The organism is Bacillus sp. RCC_6_1 (assembly GCF_041360755.1).
Taxonomy (GTDB): domain Bacteria; phylum Bacillota; class Bacilli; order Bacillales; family Bacillaceae_G; genus Bacillus_A; species Bacillus_A cereus.
Map to the genome: position 1 here is coordinate 35,348 of NZ_JBFUPV010000006.1, position 18,660 is coordinate 54,007.

Consider the following 18,660-nt stretch of genomic DNA (forward strand, 5'->3'; position numbering starts at 1 on the left):
TACAAATATTGAATTATTACAAAACAATTATGTAATTGCTGTACAAATAAGGTTACTAAATTTATTCATTTCATTCAATCATTTCCTAATTTTCTGAACCATTACTTTTCATCGTTACAAGTGTATATACATATGTTACAATCATATTGCACACTAGAAAACATTATGGGGGTACGGATGGAAACGTTATTAATCCAGCAAACTGAGAAATCAAATAAGTTTTGGAAAATCGTTGTGAAAGAAAAAGACTATGTTGTGTTTTACGGAAAAATCGGCACAGCTGGCAGTGTGAAAGCGAAAGAGTTTGAAACAGAAGAAGAATGTATGAAAGAAGCTAACAAACTAATTGCTTCCAAACGTAAAAAGGGATATACAGACCCGTTGCCTGGGGAAGATTACATAAAAGAAAAAACGATAACAGAAGAAGAATTTTGGGAACTACTTAATCGTGCAAAAACGAAAGGTGAAGACCAAGAAGAACAAATAGAATGGCTTACTTCCCACCTTGCTAAACGTACAGTACATGAAATTGTAGCTTTTGATACGCATATGCATCGTCTTTTGAAAGATTCCTATACCTCCCGTTTATGGGCAGCAGCCTATATTATTATGGGTGGTTGTTCAGATGATACTTTCGATTACTTCCGCGGATGGTTATTATATCAAGGAAAAGAGACATACGAAGCTTGTATTGAAGATCCAGAACGATTAATTCCTGTATTAGAAAATTTGAGTGAGTATGACGTCCCAGAAATAGAAGAACTTTCTTTATATTTCGGTTTCACTGTATATGCAGAAAAAACTGGTGACGAAGATGATACTTACTTTACACTTTACCATGTCTTATCTAATGAAGAATTCGACGATGTAGATTTTGAATTTGACTGGAATGAAGACGATGAAGAAGGTTTAAAAAAGATGTTTCCTAAGCTATGGGAGATGTACGGAGAAGAACCGATTGAGTGGTAGATTAATTATTCGTGAAAAAGTGCCTTGTTTCTTTAGTAACAAGGCACTTTTTTTGATACTATATTTAAATTATCATCTTTCCACTCTCCCACCACTCCATAAAAGTCTTTAAAGAAGGAGCAACCCACGTTCTACTATCATTTTCATGGTTCCATACATATATATCATCTCTTTGTACTTTTCCATTCAAAATGGAATAGCCAAACAAATCACCATTTCCCCCATCAGCAAAAAATAATAAACAGTCAAAAGGCATGTATAAATCCTTAAAATCAACTATATTTCTCATACTCATATTTTCAGTTTTAATTTTTGAAGCAGACCATATAAAGTCACCGTATTCACCTTCTATACCGTTTGTTTCCTGTAATAATTGATATAAATCATTCGGTAACTCCACATGTAAACATTTTTGTATATCAGTAAGTTCATCCTTCGTAGCTGGGTTTTTCAAGCTTAAATTTGATGAGATACTGTGAATGGTGTCTTTCCACATCACCTTTTCCTCCTTATGTGCAATCAAGCATATTCAAAGAACTCCGCTAAATTTATTGATACCATCTTTCTAACAATTCCTTCTCCCTCTCGCCTGAAATACCTGCTTTTAATTCCCATTCTTCCGTACTCTCCATCCACTCATACACATCTGTAACTGTCTCGTCTATTCTTCTAAAAGTAAGCCCTTCATTAACCGCACTTTCGATACAAATAGAAAACCCGCCTCTCCACGGCTTCGTCCCACCATCTAATGGGAAAGTTTCTGGAATCCACAAAGGCATTTCTGTCCAAGGCTGCACATTGTGTTCACTCATAAACGATTCGTCTACCCAAACAAATTCAGCATCGCTATTCGTAACTTTTTTACACGTATTTAATAGCTCTTCCATCGTCAATTCATCATTCGGACCTGTTATATTGAATGTACCTGCTTTATTATTTTCTGCCATGTTGAGTCCAAATCTCGCGACATCTTTTATATCAACTATCTGCACTGGACGATTTTTTCTTCCTGGAACTAACACGTTACCTCCTTTTGCTACACGCTGAATCCAGTATGGAAGTCGATCTGTATAATCGAACATTCCTGAAAGAAGTCCTGCTCTTACGTGTAAAACACGCCCCGGCCAATACTTCTCTGCTTCTTTTTCGCATAATACTTTCAGCGCACCATAATGCTCATAAGGAGATATTTCACCATTCTCTACAGCCTTTATTTGCTCTTCCGTCGGTTCAGGTTGTAATATATAGTCTTCTTTTATGTCATGCGGAATCCAATCTTTATATACGGAAAGGCTTGAGATGAATATATAGTGTTCAATATTATCTTTAAGCACTTCTCCAACATTCCTAATATGATGTGGAGAAAATCCACATGTGTCTATGACAACATCCCACGTTCGATTTTTTAAACTTGATACATCGTTATTTCTGTCACCGGTTAACTGCTCCACATTAGAAAAAATTTCTTTGTTTGTTCCTCGGTTAAATAACGTAATTTCATGCCCTCTCTGTAAAGCCTCATCTACAAATGCTCTTCCTAAAAATCGTGTACCGCCTAGAATTAGAATTTTCATGGTTCTCCCCCATTCGTGATTAATAACCCTTCCTAATGTTTAACGATTTTTTATTGAGGAAAGTTACGGGGAGCGTTTAAATTTTTCTACAAGTTCACCATTACTCTTTTAAAAGTATATACTCTTTGATTAATCTCCATCTATCCTTTGTTTCTGGCACAACTTCAGAAGCCATCACCACCACCAATTCCTTCTCTGGAATACAACAAATCATATTCCCACCATCACCCATAGCACAGTATGAAAAGATTCCATTTTCTTCTCGTAACCACCATAAGTAACCATATTGATTTTGGTTCATTTCTGTTGATTCTTTTATCCATGATTTTGATAGTATTTGTTTTCCATTATGAATACCTTCATTCAAATACAGCTGTCCAAACTTAGCTATATCCCTAACCGTTAACGTTAGTCCCCAGCCGCCCGTCGAAATGCCGTTTGGATCGTGAACCCATCCTTTCACATCTTTTCCGAATAAGTCATCGAATCCAAATGCTTTCATATTGTAGTTTGGAATTTCGCTCATGCCGAGTGGTTGAAATAAGTACTCATTCGCAAATTCACGTGCACTTTTCCCTGTTGCATTCGTAATCATTGCTGATACTACATGCGCTCCTGCAGATGAATATTTAAAAGCTCCAATCTCTCCACCGTTCCCCATTCTATGAAGTGTATACTGTACCCAGTCTGGTTGTGTACATAATTCTTCTAACGGTTCCTGCCAGTCTACAAAAGGGTATGGAGCTGTCATTGTAAGTAGGTGTCGCACTGTTACTTCAGATGACTTTACTTTATATTCAGGGAAAAACTCTATTACTTTTTGATCAACACTTTTTATATAGCCCTTATCTATACATATTCCAATTAGCGCAGAGATTATCGTTTTTGTAACTGACGCTACATGAAATGTATCATTTTGTCCGTAATCGTTATAATATTTTTCAAAAATAACATTACCTTTCCGCACTACTAACATACCATTCATATTTTCATATTCTTCTTTTATAATCTGATCTAACTTTTCAGCAGTTTTCATTATTCTTTCCCCTTTAACCTATGATTAAAAAGGTTCGATAGGTACATATATATCAACTATATGTTTATGCTTTGGATGCTGCTTTGGATTATTTCTATATACTTCAAAAGGATACGAGTCTCTCGGTTTATATCCGCTATTTGGCAGCCATTCACCGTATAAGAAATCCCATGCTCCTTTATATTCATCTTGGAATATTTCAAAATGTCCTACTGCATATTTTCCAGAAGGTATTACCATTATTCCAACGTCGTTCGTTTCTACTGTGGATTCATCTGAAATTGTTACACATAGACTTGTTCTTAAATGATGGTCCTCAGTAAATTCATGATGATCGTGGTAAATGGTTAATACTTTCGTATCCTCAAATACATGATAGTTTTTCTTCGCCGCGTAACGAAATAATTTTTCTATCATTTCTGGAAAAGCTATAGCTAACTCTTCATATGTACCTGTATGTCTTATGTATGCGACGTTTATATCGTCCGCTGTTACAATTTCAACATTTCCTCGAACCTTCTTACATTCATTGTATTGAGGAATTCCCCTTACGTCTTTGCAATTCTTGCTATTATCGTTTCGATATTGAGACGGACTTACACCGTAATGACTTTTAAATGTTCGGGAAAAAACTGCTGAATCTGTGAATCCGAAGTGATACGCAATATCTGTAATCGTCATGTCTGCGCGATATGTAAGTAGATGTGTTGCCCTTTCTAGTTTCAAACGATTCACATACCGAGATAATGGCTCATCAACTATTCCTTTAAAAATCCGATGAAAATGATACTTCGAAAATCCTGCTATATCAGCTAGCTCTTCAATGGATAATGAACTGTCTATGTTTGATTCTATATAATCTTGAACCTTATGTATGCGTCTTACATACTCATTTCTACTCTGTTTATTCTCCATACTCTTTATCTCCTCACAACAAAAAGAACCATCCTAGAATACTTTTAGGACGGCTTTCTATTCGTAATAGATTCTTCCATATTCTATTGTTAAATCGATATAATTTCACTATATTTTTTAAATTGATGGTAATGTGGCAGTATCCCGATTTAATTGAAAGAAACAACTATTTTTTTATAGCCCTACGCAAATTAATAATATTATTGGGATTTAGCTCCCATTGTCTCATAAGTTCTTTTTGTCTTGTTTTTAAGTCTTCAAATGGTTCTTCCACTATGTCGATTTTATTAAATTTCCCTTCGAAAACTAAAGCATTTTTTATCTTTTTATATCCACCAAAACCTAAGTCATCATTTAGTAACCAGACTACTCTCTGTATTTTTGCGAATAAAATACCACCTGTACACATTGGACACGGTTCCAACGTGCTATAAATAGTAAACTTCTCATTTTTTATTTTTGCATCAAACATTGCTTCCCCTGCATTGCGAATAGCGTCTATCTCTGCGTGAGCTGTTATGTCTTTTTGTGGATGCACTCTATTTCTTCCTCTTACAATGACATTATTATTTCCATCAACAATAACTGCTCCTACTGGATATGTGTTTTCTTTTAATGCCTTTTCTGCTTCTTCCAATGCCATCTCCAAAAAATATCTATCTCTTTCAAAATGCATATAAATCCCCTTCTTTTGATGAAATTATTTTACAGAAATTGCTTTTGACATCCCACTCACTTCTATCAAATTAACAAAATAAAAAAAGATATCATTATGTCTGCAACAACAGGGCAAGAATGGTGTTTTGATATAAACTTAATTTAATAGAATTTGTGATACAATCCAATCGCCATTAAGCTACGAAAAACAAATACCCTAAAACGAGAAATTTTAAGGGATCATAAAATTTTCAAATTTTTAATTCTTGTTTTGACGTTTCTTTTGTATGCTCCCTATAACCCCAAATACAATCGCTACTGCTAAACATACGATTGAGAAAGTTTGTAATACGTTTGTCGAAAAATAGCCTACCCCTAACACTACTGCTAAAACGATTCCTGCTACTAACATTCTCCGTTGCTGCATATCCATGCAATCATTCCCCTTTTATCTACACATTTTTCAAAAATAAAACTCTACTCCCGCCATTCCCATCATAATTTGTATGTACCGATACACCCTCTACCTCATCATCCCCAGCCTCAATTCGAAAACCGATTTCTTGATGAAACTGTATCGACTTTTTATTAGTTGGTGACGTAATTGCTTTTACAACTTTACGATTATTTGCACGAGCGACATCAAAGAAATAAGAATACAATGTCGATGCGATTCCTCTTCTTCTATACTTCGGATTTACACCGATAAAATGAACGTATGCTTCATCTTTATATGTTTGTGAAAAAAATCCGCATAAGAAACCTAACGTTTCGCCCTCTTCTTCAATGATAAAACTCGTTTCTTGAAAGTGAACAAAAAACAGTTTTGGCAACATGGCAACCATGTCTCTCCCGCCCCACCATTCATTTAAAACTGAATGAATCTTTACATAATCTTCCCCTTGGATATTTCTTACTCGCATATGTTTCTCCCTCTCACTCACTTCATTTTTTCATAAATTTTAATGACTGTTTCTACTAATAGGATGAATACCCATATCCCGCAAAATACAAGAACAGACTGGAATATGGATCCAATTATCATAACACCAACTGTACCTGTTATTGAAAAAGATATTCCACCAAGCCCTGGATCTTGTATAAATGCTCCAGCAGAAAAAGCAGTTATAATTGATACTATTAAATAAATAACACTCGTTATTTTTAATATCTTTATAGAAAGATACGAGGTTTTTTCTTGTTCCACTTGTGATAATTCGATTTCCCCGCTCTCAATTCCTTTTTGCAAACAGTCTTCACATAGAAATTCTTCCTTAATTTTTTTACCACCGTGCATCGTACCTGTTATTTCTTTACATCTTGAACATTTTCGATTTATCATGTTGTTATCACTCCAATCTGTTAAGATTATACTTATACAATTCTACGTTTACCTTAATATTCCTTTTATGTATTTTATAGAGAAAGGTCGTGTTTTATGATTTCAAAACTCACATTTGGCTCTAAAAAAATTAACGTTCATTATACATTAAGGCCTAGTTGTTATGCGATTATTTTTCAATCATCTTCTTCAAAGATTGCTGTTATCCAAAAAGGAGACCGTTACTTTTTACCTGGTGGCGGTATGGAAGGTAATGAAACAAAAGAAGAATGTTTGCACCGTGAACTACTAGAAGAATTAGGATGGGCAATTGAAATTGAGCAGTATATCGGTAATGCAATGCGATATTTTTATGCTGAAAAGGAAGATACATATTATTTAAACAATGGATTTTTTTATATTGCGAACATGGTGCAGAAACAAACTGAAAACTGTGAGGAGGATCATGTTCTAAGGTGGATGTCTCCATTGCATGCTATAAAGCTTCTCATACACGATCATCAAAAATGGGCCGTTGAACAAGCGCTTTTATTACAGATACAAAAATGATCTCCTTCTATATGAAAGAGATCATTTTTACTGTTAACTTACTTTTTTCAAATTGAGAGCTGGCTTTTTGATTCCACCTTTTTTTACAACATATAAACCGATGAAGATAATAAGCCCGCCAACTAGTTGCATCAAATTAATTTGCTCTCCAATGGTTACTGCCGCAAAGATCACTGCAAACAATGGCACAAGATACATATAAACCATTACTTTCGTTGAGCCTATTTTACTAATACCGACATACCACATTGCAAGTCCGAATATGGTCGCAAAGACGATTGAATATGCTAGTGATCCCCAGCTTGGCATATCTACTGGCCACGTTAGTGTGTTTACATTGAGTAAACAGTATATAACGAGAGGTACAATTCCAATTAAAGTAGACCATGATGTAACTCTCATTGCGGAGTATTTTGTAATAAGAGGTTGCGCTAATATTGGATACCATCCCCACGCAATTGCTGCGACTAATCCAATTATATTTCCGAGCCACGCATACTCGTAAGTAGCTCCTCCTGTATGTCCTGTTAATAAAACGAATGCTGCACCAACAAAGGCCACTATTGAACCAATTTGTACTTTCATCGAAAAACGTTCTTGTTTGTGCAATACTGCTAATATCCCTGTAAAAATAGGTGACATTGCAATTAATAATGAAGCGTTCGTTGCTGAAGTATATTTCACAGATAGCATAAACATCGTTTGATACATTGTCGTTCCAACGATGCCGACTGCTACTAATCGTAACCAATCTTTTCTTTCAATACGTAATGAGCGTTCCATCATAAAAGTAATAAGTAATAATACCGGTGATGCTACTAAAAATCGTAAACTATTAAATTGAATGGATGACATATATGCCACGCCATACTTTCCTATTGTATAATTTGCTCCCCATACTAATGCAACAGATACTAGGAGCCATTCCATTTGCCATCGTTTCATCCGAATCTCCCCTTCCATATTTAGCATAGTAAAATTGGCTGGATATAACACCGTCCAATTGGCTGTTTTTTTACCCAGCCAATTTGTTATACTGAATGTATATAAGAGATGCGGAGGCGTTTGTATGGAATGGAAGCTAGATAGTGACAGTAAAATCCCTATTTATCAGCAAGTTGTTGACTTTATTGAAAAACGTATTACATACGGAGAACTTCCTCCAGGAAGCTTCCTGCCTTCCGAACGAAAATTAGCTACACAGTTAAATGTAAACCGAAGTACAGTAACGACTGCTTATAACGAACTACGTGCTATGGGAATTGTAGAAAGTACGACTGGTAAAGGTACACGTGTAAGTACACATATGTGGGGTGTTTCTCCAACATTAACGCCTAACTGGAGAAATTTCGTAGAAGGCGGTACGTTCTTACCAAACTTACCGTTACTTCGCCATATTCGGGCAGAAGTACAACAAAATGAAAATATTATTGATTTCGCAAACGGAGAACTCGGTTGTAATCTCTACCCACACGATCAACTACAAACAATTTTACGAGAACAACCGTTAACGCATTCATTAAGTTATGATCATCCGCAAGGCTATCTCCCGCTAAGACAAGCGGTCGTAAAATATATGAAAGAATATTTAAAAGTTGAGGCGACTGAACAATCCATTATGATTACATCCGGCGCCCAGCAAGCACTTCACCTTATCGTGCAATGTTTATTAAATCCAGGTGATGCTGTTGCTTTCGAAAGTCCTTCACACTGTTATTCCCTGCCTCTATTCCAATCAGCAGGTATTCGTATTTTCCCATTACCTGTCGATGAACATGGGATTAACCCAGATGATGTACAGGAGTTATATAGAAAACACCGTATTAAAATGATCTTTTTAAATCCAAACTTCCAAAATCCTACGGGAACGATGCTTCATCCAAACCGTAGAAAAAAACTATTATCACTTTGTGCAGACTTACGAATTGCGATCGTTGAAGATGATCCGTCCAGTTTACTTACGCTAGAAAAGAAACAACCTTGCCCTACTTTAAAATCGATTGATGAAAATGGAACAGTCATTTATGTACATTCTTTATCAAAAATGATTGCCCCAGGATTACGAGTCGGCTGGCTCGTCGCTCCGCAATCCGTAGTAGAAAGGTTATCCGACGCAAGGCACCAAATGGAATTAGGTATGAGCATATTCCCGCAGTGGCTTATGCAACAATTTTTCGAAACTGTACCATTTCATTCTCATATCGTACCGTTACGAAAACAATTAGCAGAAAAAAGAGACGTTATCGTTCGCGCCCTAAACGAGCAACTTCATGATAAAATCTCTTTTTCAAACCCGACTGGTGGTATATACATATGGGGAAAATTAAAAGAACCAATAAATGAAAAGCAACTTATTATGCAAAGTTTAAAACAAGAAATCGCCTTTATGCCCGGTAGTATTTTCGGTGCGAAAGATGGTTATATTCGTTTATCTTATGGAAAAGTGGATATTGATCAAATTGAGGAAGGTATTTCTCGTTTGCGGGAGGCTATTTTGGTTTGTGGGAAATAAAATAACTTTTTAATACATTTAAAACTTCTTTATTCATTAACTCCAGATAATAAATAAGCAAAAAATAATGAAAAGAAGCTTAATTCCAAAATTAAATTATAAGAAAGCTCCTGATGATTGATACAGGGGCTTTCTTTTCGAAATTTTTCGTTTTTCTTTATCTTTCTTCCCGACTTCTAAGAATGATTCTTATAAATTGTAACTCATTATGATTAATTCACCTTTCCGCCCCATCCTTCTAACCCCATTATCACAAAAACCACATTTTTTATATAAAGATTGTGCAGCTACATTTTTAACGTTTACTGCTAAAATAATTTTATTTATACCTAAGAAGTTATTTCGGACAAAGTCAGGTAATATCTTTAAAGCTTGTTTTGCATATCCTTTCCCTTGATGGTGAAAATCTGTTGAAAATGCTCTTATTAAAATAGATTTTTCATTATTTGTATATGGTTTAACCCCGTCATTTTTATGTAAAACAAAAAACGTTACAAGCTCATTATCTTTCATAGCTAAAATTTAATGCCGATTTGAATCCTCACTCGATAGTTTTACAAGCTTTTTAGGTAAACCTGTATAACAAAGCTGCTCTTCTGACAATGTATATTGATTTATTATATTTCTGAAGTTTTCATTATAAAAATATAACTGCATATAAATATCGCTCTCCTCAATAAATGGTCATTTCTATTTCGTTATCTACAAGTTAAATAATAAAACTCATCCCCTATTTTCTGTAAAATATTCCTCTTTAATATTCTTAACTACATATTTATTATAAATAGAGAAAAGCAACTCTCCATTCTCACAATCTAGCTGTATACTTAATAAATATTATGGGATTTGAAGTTTTTATCTCCACATTCTCACCCTCAAATATATACATTTGTTTATTTTCGATATCAATAAACGCCATAAGTCCATTCTCATTATATGCTTCTGAATATTCACCATCTATTTTTATTCTTTCAAAAGAAGAAAAAGGAGAATGTACTACTTGATATTCGAAAAGCTTCATTATTCGCTTTTCTTCCGGTACGTGCACAATTTTCGGATCATCATCAGATAAATATTCTAGCCCAATTTTATTCGGCGCAACAAAAATTAATAGATGCAATGGTTCTGTTTCATTATTTTTATAGCCATGTATATGGTTCTTCCACCCAAACACTATCTCTCCTTTTGATGCACGAATCATTATTTTATTTGAAATATAATAATCCAAATGACCTGACAACACAACCGCACAATCTTCTCCAAATGGATGGCTATGAGGTGGTATGCCTTTATGCGATTGAAAAATCACTTCATACACCCAATACTTATCATCATTCGTTTTATGAATAAGATCATTTTTTGATATATTAATAGTTGTTTGTGATAAATCGAAACTCCTCATTCGGCCCTCCTGATTAATTTCAGACTTACTTATCTTTTGAAACCATTGCATAGAGCAGTAACATGAAATGATTCTCTAATTTAAAATACATTTTATTTATATATATTCTATTGCTATTTTATCCAAATAAACACTATTAAAAATCAATCCGCAGAATGAAATTCAAATAAAACTTCCTAATACTTTCGTATTAAGAAATTTTCAAATCACTACATATAACCACTTATTAAAATCTATAGTATATTCGTTATTTAGTTCGAAATATTCGTTCATTTTATACAAATACATATGTATTAAATTGTGGAAGATATTACTTGTTTGACAAAACCTAAATCTACCATTATCATCAACACGAACCTAGTTATAGGAGTGATAAAAATGAAAATTTACGTTGATGCAGATGCTTGTCCTGTAAAAGATGTAATTATTTTTGAAGCTACGAATGCAGAAATCCCTGTAACCCTCGTTACTAGCTTTTCTCATTACTCTAATGCTCAACAACCAAAAGGTGTGGAAACAATATATGTTGATTCCGGAGCAGATGCTGCAGATTACCGAATTATGCAGTTAGCAAAAAAAGAAGATTTAATCGTAACACAAGATTACGGTCTTGCTTCGCTCGCTTTAGCAAAAGGCTGTATCGTTCTACACCATAAAGGCTATAAGTATACGAATGATAACATTGAACAATTGTTACAAACACGATATTTAAGTGCAATGGTTCGAAAAAGTGGTAAACGTACAAAGGGACCGAAACCATTTACAGCAGAAGATAAAGAGAAATTTAGAGAGCTCTTTAAAAGTATGATCGCACTTTAAAAATGAATCGTCTATTTGCAAGGAAAACTTCGCAAAACAAAGAAGAGAATATCGTAATGAACATTCTCTTCTTGAGGTTTCCCCTTTAAAATGAAGGTAAATTATCTAAGTTATTTTCTTTTATTCCATCAGGTTCACTACGTATAATATCTCTGCCATACTTATGAAATACGTCCACATGAGCTAACTTCCCTGATTTTGCTTCACTAAGAGCAGTCATATAATCTAACTCTCTCCCGCTACTTGTTTTAAAAGCAATCAAATCACCTTCATCATTTTTACGAACAGCAACAATTTGTTCTGCTCCTGAAGTAACTTCCTGAGCTATTTCAAATTGAGCTTGCTCTTCCCCTTGATGTAAATAATCATTATATACTTTTTCAAAGTCTTTTTTGTCCATTAAACTCACCTCCAAAACATTTTATTAGTATGGTTGGGAGGTGTTGGTTTTATGTAATTTTCTGTTAGAAAAACGAATTTTTAATACCTACGCAACCCCTTCAAAGTCTCCAATATATCATCTGTAAAGGCTGTACTACCTTCTGTCTCTAAAGCTCTGAAATAAAAACTTCTTAGGAAAGTTCTAATATTTTGTACTAAAATAGCATGCTGCGGATGTCGGATGTCTTCAACAGTTGCTATACTATGTAACCAGTTGCTCCACTCTTCTTCAGTTAAAAGATTTTGGTTACGTAAAGACATAATTGGCTTTACTAATCTCTCATCTTCAAAGTGTACATATACGTAATCACTTAATCGAACCTTTTGACGAACAGCTGCAAGAATCGCATACGAAAATTCACGATTTTGTATTGTACGTGCTAACGCATCAAGCGCATCTGCTGCATGTGCAGTAGAGTGTGCCCAGCCTTTTCCTTCTACGTAACCTCTTACATCTTCTTCTAAATATACATATTCCAGCACTTGTTCTGCTACACTGTACAGTTGTTCTTCGGATAACAACGGTTCTCTTTCATGAACAGATAAAATAAGTGGTGGAATTAATACGGAGAATGCACGTTTAAATACAGAGTCTGTTCCCTTTTCACCAATTTTATAAAATAAATAATCAGGACTAATTGCTTGTAACATTAATCCTCTTAACTCTTTTTGTCTAAATACATCATTTGTAATCCATGTGTGAAGCGTACTATAAATTAAATCATCACGTAATTCAGCATCAGGTGATCCGATATAATCTAGCATCCACTGCGCATATGGATATGCATCTACGTCTTCTGGTACAGCATAATTATTATTTTTAATTTGTAGTAGTTCTTCTTTTAGTTCTAGTACTTCTGTCATTTTTTTATCCCCTTTAAATTTCTCTTCCTAAATTATTCCCTATTAGTATCATAAAATTAAACCCATTCTTAACGCAATATAAAATGGAATCATTAATTATCTTCACTATGTAACAGTTCTTCCAATGTTGCTTTAACTTCTTCTTCTAATTCATTAATCGTTCCGCTATAAAGTGTTCCTATGCTACTACTTTTTCGATATCCTTGGTAATAATACCAAAGCGAAATAGTACAGACTTCCCATGATTTTGAAGCATCATATTCAAAATTAATTTCTAATCTATATTCATACTCTAAACAATTCTTAGATGTTAGTTCTTCTAATTCATCACCGTCTATATCTCTTTTAATTGACAGCTTCAAATTTAATTTACCATTTTGCGCAAAACGTTCTTCATATATTTTTTGATACTTACTGCAAATGTCTTCACTTATACTCTCTAGTTCCATTATTTTTTGTTTTAACTGTTCATTTATCTGTTCATTTTTGATTTCTAAATATTGTCCATCCTTCTCTTCATTCACTTTATTATTTTTTTGAAACCATCTAAACAAATGTTCATTCCCCCTATATAAACTGTATTAATGTCTTTTAAATAGAACTACTGGATCATCAAATTTACTATTTTCAAATAAAACATCTGCAAGTTCTTTCGGATTATGCTCATCTATATACATTTTACAAGCCGCGTGATACCTGTTTAAAAACATCTTCTCTGCTTCTTCATAACTTCCAAAAGCTTCAGTTTCCCGCTTAGCACCACGTTTTCTCGCAATCTCAAAATTTGTATCTACAAAGATTTTGTAATCAAATAAATGCGCAACGTCTTTTTTCAATAGAAACGTTCCATCTACTATTAATATCATATTTTGCGTGGCCAATAGCGGCTCATTATGTACAGGCATATCCGTTATTAAGTTATGAGAAATCGTTTCATACTGTAAATTTCCGTTAGGTCCTAAAGGCATTAATAATCTTTCTTTGAAAGCTGTATAATCGTGTGCATCTTCATAATACCCTCTTGCAGATTCTTTTCCTTTTGCATAGCGAATCACTCTTGGATTATGAAAATCATCAATGCTGGCGCGTGTTACTGGTAATCCTCGTTTTTTTATTTCTTCCGCTAGTTCGTTTGCAAATGTTGTTTTTCCTGAGGCTGTAATACCGCTTACTCCAACTCTTATTGGATGGGTTAAGTTTAGCTTTACAATATGATCTGCAATTTCTTTGATTCGTTGTTTTCGGTTCATGATATCTCCCTTTATAATTAGTTGACATAATATAATTATAGATAATAATTCATGTCACTATTTGTCAGTAAATTGATATCCTTTCTCGAATCGCTGATATCTCGAAAAAATCATTGATATATTTTAAGTTATGATAGATATATTTGAAAAATCGTTGATATATTATTAGCTTACTTTCCCTTAAACCCTCGATATAAAGCAGTCCGTAATTCTTGTTTGTATTCTTCAATTTCTGGCATTTCGAGTTCTTCTGCTAGTCTGATAGCTAATTCAATATCATACGGTACTCGTACAAGTTGAATAGAAAAGCTCGCTGCTTCTTTTTCATTGTAAGTCCCTTCAAATATTAAATAGGAAGCTTGCGTTATTTCAAGCGGGTTTCCTACGCTACCGGCATTACATAACGTTTTCCCTCTGAAATTTTGAACGAACGCTTGGTGAACGTCACCGTAACAAACGACATCTGGTTTTCTTTCCCCTTCTATATTTTCCGTCAGATCACTATTTTCGAACATACTAATACGTTCTTCTCTTGAAGCGTGTGGTTGAATTCTTTCATATAAACTTCTCGGTGAAGCGTGAAACATACGAATGAATTTCCCACTCATATAAAACTCGATTGAAAATGGTAAGTTTCTTAAATAGTCATTTTGTTCTTCCGATAATTGTTTTTGATGCCATTTCAATGCTTCAAATTCAGTCGGCTTTGTAATAAAATCATCCCAGTTTCCCATTACGACTACTTCACATTCTTTACGAATGATTTCAATTGCTTCACTGGAATGAGGTCCTTTTCCTACTAAATCTCCAAGGCAAATAATGCGCTCGATTCCTCTTAATTTAATATCATTCAACACGGATTCTAATGCTTGAATATTACCGTGAATATCTGAAATTACTGCTATTTTATCCATATAAATTACTCCTTTATTTATTAAATTCGCTTGATTGATACCATTTTGGAATATAAGATGAAAAATGATTATGATCTTCTAAAATTCCATTTAATCTTTCCTTCATATCATCTAATAAATATGGTGTGCTTCGGTTTGTCCATACGATATCAGCCGGGAATATCATTGCTGCATATAATGAGTACAGTTTCCAAAAATGTAGATCAGGTTCTCCTCCGCAATAACCGTGAACTTGTCCAATCGCAAATGGTTTGCTTATTCTTATAGTAAAAATCGCTACGTTATAAAAATCGTGTATTGGATCACCAAAATCATATCCACCAAAATCGATAACGATAAATTCCTTATTATGAATCATGCTATTTGCTGGATGGAAGTCATCATGTAAAAATCTTATTGGACGATTTCCCAATAAATCTTTATGATTTTCTACAAAGGTTAATACTGGCTTCAAATCCAGAAAATTCACCTCGTAATCTGTTAGTGCCTCTATGTATCTTTCGTATTTATTCCATCTAGATGTTTCCCATTTATTACTTGCACTTTCTCTTTCAATTGAGTGAATCCTCTTTAATACTTCCCCCGCTTTTCTTCCTGCCTTATACTGTTCTTCCACCGATAACTTCGTTAAACCTTCTTCACCATTTATACCTCGGGTCCATTCAAATACTTGAACACATTTATTTAATTTCTCAATTATTATGAAATGAATTAACTTGGGTGTTGGAATATGTAATGACTCTAATTGTTTCATATACGTATATTCTTCTTGTTTACGTTCAAAATGAACAGCATCACATACTTTTACAAAATAGGTTTCTTGATTCTTTAATTCAATTTTATACTTCTCTTCATGTGAAAAACCTTTTGAAATAGCTGTACACGTTGCAATACGAGGCCATTCTAGTATTCTCTCTATCTCTCTAAGTATTTCTTCCACAACGTTCACCTCTATCAATATATGTACAAACTCCCTAACACTTCATGCTCTCGTTTATTTCCACCTTTAAACTCTACTGCAAATGGATATTCACCATTCTTATTCAAATGTTCTAGTACTAGCCCTTCTCCAATCGGTTCACAAAACTGCACATGAATATCTCCAAATACTACACTTTGACACTCGGCATTCCATTTTTCATTTTTCACAACTGAGCTTGTAGATAGCTCCATTACTTCTTTCCATTTCCGTACTGTTTCTCGAACATTTTTTACTGCGTAATGAATCGTTTCAATTTGTTGCACTTTGTTTTTATGTTCAGTAATCGTCCCACTGTTACGTAAATCGTTTCTTCTTTCTTCGTCCGTTTCATTCCACTGTATAAAGAAAGGTAATTTCGGTCCGTTCTCTTCTTGCTTAACGAATAACATTTTCCATTCTAAAAGTCGGCCATCTTTTCTCATACGTTTCCCTTCAAATGGCCCTATCGTATGTAAGCCGTACTTATTAAAGTTAACTGCTAGCTCCTCAATTGCATCTGTTCGGATCGCGATTTGTAGCATTCCTTCTCCATTTTGTAGTTTCACCACTGTTTCTTGTACTAATGGATTTTCTGCTTCTTTCGCTTTTTCTTCATGTTGAACTGCTAAAAATTCTATATATGATAAATCAAAATAACTTAAACTATTCCAAGTACCCCAATTCGTATGCTCTCCGCCTAATACAGTATGAAATCCCAGTTCCTGCATTTGTTTTGCCGCTTCCTCCGGTGTACCATGAACTGTGTGAACGAGATGATCAAATCGTAACATGTCTTTCTCCCCTTTCTCTCCATCCTTTTATTGTATATTTTATTTTTCTTTCATTCAATTCAAAAACTTTAAAACCTAGTTGATTTATACGATTAATATGTATTATAATGAAACAAATTTAATTATTGCTGATTGGAAAAACCAAAGGCACTTTTCTCATACGGGAAAAGTGTCTTTTTCATTTATTATTACAGGGGGATTATTTATGCAGAAATTAATTGTCTTTGCTATTATTGGATTTTTCGCTCAATTGATCGATGGGGCACTCGGAATGGCGTATGGGGTAACGTCTACTTCACTATTATTAATGTTTGGTATTGCACCGGCTGTAGCTTCCGCATCGGTTCATTTAGCTGAAGTCGTTACAACTGCAGCTTCTGGCGCATCTCATATCAAATTTGGAAACGTTGATAAATATACAGTTTCCAGGCTTACATTACCTGGGGCAATCGGCGCATTTATTGGAGCATGTTTTTTAAGTAATTTGCCTGGAGATGTAATCAAACCGTACATTTCCGTATTTTTATTTACTTTAGGAGTTTATATTTTATTACGATTCATCATTCAAAAACAAATTGTCACTTCAAATAAGCGTATGTCTGCCAAACAACTTGTGCCGCTTGGTTTATTCGCTGGATTCGTTGATTCAACTGGTGGCGGTGGTTGGGGGCCGATTACGACACCCGTTCTTCTAGCAAGAGGAAATGAAGCTAGAAAAGTTATTGGATCTGTAGATACGAGTGAATTTCCTGTTTCACTCGCTGCAACAATTGGCTTCTTCATCTCACTTGGCTGGGAACAAGTAAGCTGGGTTTGGGTATTTGCCTTAATGCTCGGCGGTATTGTCGCAGCTCCAATTGCTGCATGGTTAGTCCGCATCGTTCCACCCCATTTACTTGGCGTATTAGTTGGTGGTCTTATTATATTTACAAATATACGTACACTGCTTACTACATTTAAAGTGGATCCAACTGTTATTTCACTTTCTTACGTTGCAGTTGGTCTTGTCGTTATTATTTCTATTTTCATTGCTGTTCGAAATCATTCCAATCGCCCTCACGCATCAACGGCTGAGTATCCGAATGATCAGAAGCAAATGCTACCATAACTATAAAAAATACCGCTCAATTTAGAGCGGTATTTTTTATTTTTCTATTTTCCAATTAATCATCGTTTCTGTAGCATTTACTCTTTTCATATGTAACTTTTCTAAAACACGCATCGAACTATAGTTATCTAGGAGTGTCTCCGCAATTATTGTTTCTACCTCTCCTGTTTTGAAAGCCCAATCGATTAGTTCTCTTACAGCTTCTGTTGCATAGCCCTGATTCCAATATTTCTCAATAAATCCATAGCCTATTTCTACTGTTTGATTCTCGTTTGGTTTCCCTTTAAACCCAATATCACCTAAAACGCTATCATCTTCTTTCCGAAAAACATACCACGCTCCCCATGGTAATAAAGCCGCATCTTGTTTTACATTCTCTACATGCCCTACAATATGCGGACCGCTATTATATCCTTGCTCGTTAGCGACTTGAATCCTCTCTTCTGTACACGGCACTATATAGAGCCTTTTTGTTTCTAATTTCATTTTGATTTCCCCTTTTTGCTTAAACGTTACTCTAATTATAACAAATAATATGACTTTATTATGAATGTCG

At 34.5% G+C, this 18,660-nt stretch carries 23 protein-coding genes and 1 pseudogene; 5 read left to right on the plus strand and 19 right to left on the minus strand.

Features of this window, described 5'->3' with window-relative positions; translation table 11 throughout:
* The first annotated feature begins 177 nt into the window (after positions 1-177).
* The gene (locus AB6801_RS18210) at positions 178-969 is read left to right on the plus strand and encodes a DUF4240 domain-containing protein (RefSeq protein WP_000449110.1); all 792 of its coding nucleotides are present in this window, start codon (positions 178-180) and stop codon (positions 967-969) included.
* Between the two features lie 64 nt (positions 970-1,033).
* On the opposite strand, the gene AB6801_RS18215 is transcribed toward AB6801_RS18210, so the two are convergent.
* The 8 genes from AB6801_RS18215 to AB6801_RS18250 all read right to left on the minus strand — a co-directional run bounded on the left by AB6801_RS18215 (position 1,034) and on the right by AB6801_RS18250 (position 6,493).
* Complete coding sequence (locus AB6801_RS18215; protein WP_000265342.1) at positions 1,034-1,465, minus strand: SMI1/KNR4 family protein; 432 nt, start codon at positions 1,463-1,465, stop codon at positions 1,034-1,036.
* A 52-nt stretch (positions 1,466-1,517) separates the two neighbouring features.
* Positions 1,518-2,543, minus strand: coding sequence for an SDR family oxidoreductase (locus tag AB6801_RS18220; protein ID WP_097999642.1), 1,026 nt, complete (start codon positions 2,541-2,543; stop codon positions 1,518-1,520).
* Between the two features lie 100 nt (positions 2,544-2,643).
* A complete protein-coding gene (locus AB6801_RS18225; protein ID WP_000844660.1) occupies positions 2,644-3,579 on the minus strand; it encodes a serine hydrolase domain-containing protein in 936 nt (311 codons plus the stop codon).
* Positions 3,580-3,603: 24 nt separating this feature from the next.
* Entirely contained in the window at positions 3,604-4,494 is an 891-nt protein-coding gene (locus AB6801_RS18230) for an AraC family transcriptional regulator (protein ID WP_000428666.1), read from the minus strand.
* Between the two features lie 166 nt (positions 4,495-4,660).
* The gene (locus tag AB6801_RS18235) at positions 4,661-5,170 is read right to left on the minus strand and encodes a nucleoside deaminase (RefSeq protein WP_370941118.1); all 510 of its coding nucleotides are present in this window, start codon (positions 5,168-5,170) and stop codon (positions 4,661-4,663) included.
* Positions 5,171-5,410: 240 nt separating this feature from the next.
* Complete coding sequence (locus AB6801_RS18240; protein ID WP_000367555.1) at positions 5,411-5,584, minus strand: hypothetical protein; 174 nt, start codon at positions 5,582-5,584, stop codon at positions 5,411-5,413.
* Positions 5,585-5,603: 19 nt separating this feature from the next.
* Positions 5,604-6,074, minus strand: coding sequence for a GNAT family N-acetyltransferase (locus AB6801_RS18245; protein WP_001266069.1), 471 nt, complete (start codon positions 6,072-6,074; stop codon positions 5,604-5,606).
* A gap of 17 nt (positions 6,075-6,091) precedes the next feature.
* Positions 6,092-6,493 (minus strand): DUF3980 domain-containing protein, encoded by a 402-nt coding sequence (locus tag AB6801_RS18250; RefSeq protein ID WP_000610500.1) that lies wholly within the window; start codon positions 6,491-6,493, stop codon positions 6,092-6,094.
* 96 nt (positions 6,494-6,589) lie between these two features.
* Between AB6801_RS18250 and AB6801_RS18255 the strand changes: the two genes are divergently transcribed.
* Positions 6,590-7,042: an NUDIX hydrolase gene (locus AB6801_RS18255; RefSeq protein ID WP_097999641.1), complete on the plus strand. Its 453-nt coding sequence runs from the start codon at positions 6,590-6,592 to the stop codon at positions 7,040-7,042.
* A gap of 33 nt (positions 7,043-7,075) precedes the next feature.
* Here the strand turns inward: AB6801_RS18255 and AB6801_RS18260 are convergent, their stop codons facing one another.
* Entirely contained in the window at positions 7,076-7,987 is a 912-nt protein-coding gene (locus AB6801_RS18260; protein WP_088068860.1) for a DMT family transporter, read from the minus strand.
* Positions 7,988-8,111: 124 nt separating this feature from the next.
* Here AB6801_RS18260 and pdxR point away from each other — a divergent pair, with 124 nt between their 5' ends.
* Positions 8,112-9,554 carry a MocR-like pyridoxine biosynthesis transcription factor PdxR gene (pdxR, locus tag AB6801_RS18265; protein WP_097999640.1) on the plus strand — a complete coding sequence of 481 codons (1,443 nt, stop codon included), beginning with the start codon at positions 8,112-8,114 and terminating at the stop codon, positions 9,552-9,554.
* 189 nt (positions 9,555-9,743) lie between these two features.
* Here pdxR and AB6801_RS18270 read toward each other — a convergent pair.
* Together AB6801_RS18270 and AB6801_RS18275 are read right to left on the minus strand one after the other, a co-directional pair.
* Positions 9,744-10,211: pseudogene (locus AB6801_RS18270) on the minus strand (GNAT family N-acetyltransferase).
* A gap of 151 nt (positions 10,212-10,362) precedes the next feature.
* The gene (locus AB6801_RS18275; protein ID WP_001255980.1) at positions 10,363-10,956 is read right to left on the minus strand and encodes a cupin domain-containing protein; all 594 of its coding nucleotides are present in this window, start codon (positions 10,954-10,956) and stop codon (positions 10,363-10,365) included.
* A gap of 378 nt (positions 10,957-11,334) precedes the next feature.
* Here AB6801_RS18275 and AB6801_RS18280 point away from each other — a divergent pair, with 378 nt between their 5' ends.
* Positions 11,335-11,775, plus strand: coding sequence for a YaiI/YqxD family protein (locus AB6801_RS18280; protein WP_000708769.1), 441 nt, complete (start codon positions 11,335-11,337; stop codon positions 11,773-11,775).
* A gap of 85 nt (positions 11,776-11,860) precedes the next feature.
* On the opposite strand, the gene AB6801_RS18285 is transcribed toward AB6801_RS18280, so the two are convergent.
* The 7 genes from AB6801_RS18285 to AB6801_RS18315 all read right to left on the minus strand — a co-directional run bounded on the left by AB6801_RS18285 (position 11,861) and on the right by AB6801_RS18315 (position 16,996).
* On the minus strand, positions 11,861-12,175 hold the full coding sequence (locus AB6801_RS18285) for a DUF3892 domain-containing protein (RefSeq protein WP_000358163.1): 315 nt from the start codon (positions 12,173-12,175) through the stop codon (positions 11,861-11,863).
* A gap of 80 nt (positions 12,176-12,255) precedes the next feature.
* Entirely contained in the window at positions 12,256-13,080 is an 825-nt protein-coding gene (locus AB6801_RS18290; protein WP_088068853.1) for a DUF2785 domain-containing protein, read from the minus strand.
* Between the two features lie 92 nt (positions 13,081-13,172).
* Positions 13,173-13,634 (minus strand): hypothetical protein, encoded by a 462-nt coding sequence (locus tag AB6801_RS18295; protein ID WP_071739210.1) that lies wholly within the window; start codon positions 13,632-13,634, stop codon positions 13,173-13,175.
* A 27-nt stretch (positions 13,635-13,661) separates the two neighbouring features.
* On the minus strand, positions 13,662-14,330 hold the full coding sequence (locus tag AB6801_RS18300) for a nucleoside/nucleotide kinase family protein (RefSeq protein WP_097999639.1): 669 nt from the start codon (positions 14,328-14,330) through the stop codon (positions 13,662-13,664).
* A 170-nt stretch (positions 14,331-14,500) separates the two neighbouring features.
* A complete protein-coding gene (locus AB6801_RS18305; RefSeq protein WP_000357653.1) occupies positions 14,501-15,244 on the minus strand; it encodes a metallophosphoesterase family protein in 744 nt (247 codons plus the stop codon).
* A gap of 13 nt (positions 15,245-15,257) precedes the next feature.
* A complete protein-coding gene (locus AB6801_RS18310; protein WP_097999648.1) occupies positions 15,258-16,184 on the minus strand; it encodes an aminoglycoside phosphotransferase family protein in 927 nt (308 codons plus the stop codon).
* A 14-nt stretch (positions 16,185-16,198) separates the two neighbouring features.
* Positions 16,199-16,996, minus strand: coding sequence for a VOC family protein (locus tag AB6801_RS18315; RefSeq protein WP_000943369.1), 798 nt, complete (start codon positions 16,994-16,996; stop codon positions 16,199-16,201).
* A 205-nt stretch (positions 16,997-17,201) separates the two neighbouring features.
* Here AB6801_RS18315 and AB6801_RS18320 point away from each other — a divergent pair, with 205 nt between their 5' ends.
* Entirely contained in the window at positions 17,202-18,104 is a 903-nt protein-coding gene (locus AB6801_RS18320; protein ID WP_042890741.1) for a sulfite exporter TauE/SafE family protein, read from the plus strand.
* A 36-nt stretch (positions 18,105-18,140) separates the two neighbouring features.
* Here the strand turns inward: AB6801_RS18320 and AB6801_RS18325 are convergent, their stop codons facing one another.
* The gene (locus tag AB6801_RS18325) at positions 18,141-18,590 is read right to left on the minus strand and encodes a GNAT family N-acetyltransferase (protein WP_016110242.1); all 450 of its coding nucleotides are present in this window, start codon (positions 18,588-18,590) and stop codon (positions 18,141-18,143) included.
* Positions 18,591-18,660 lie beyond the last annotated feature (70 nt).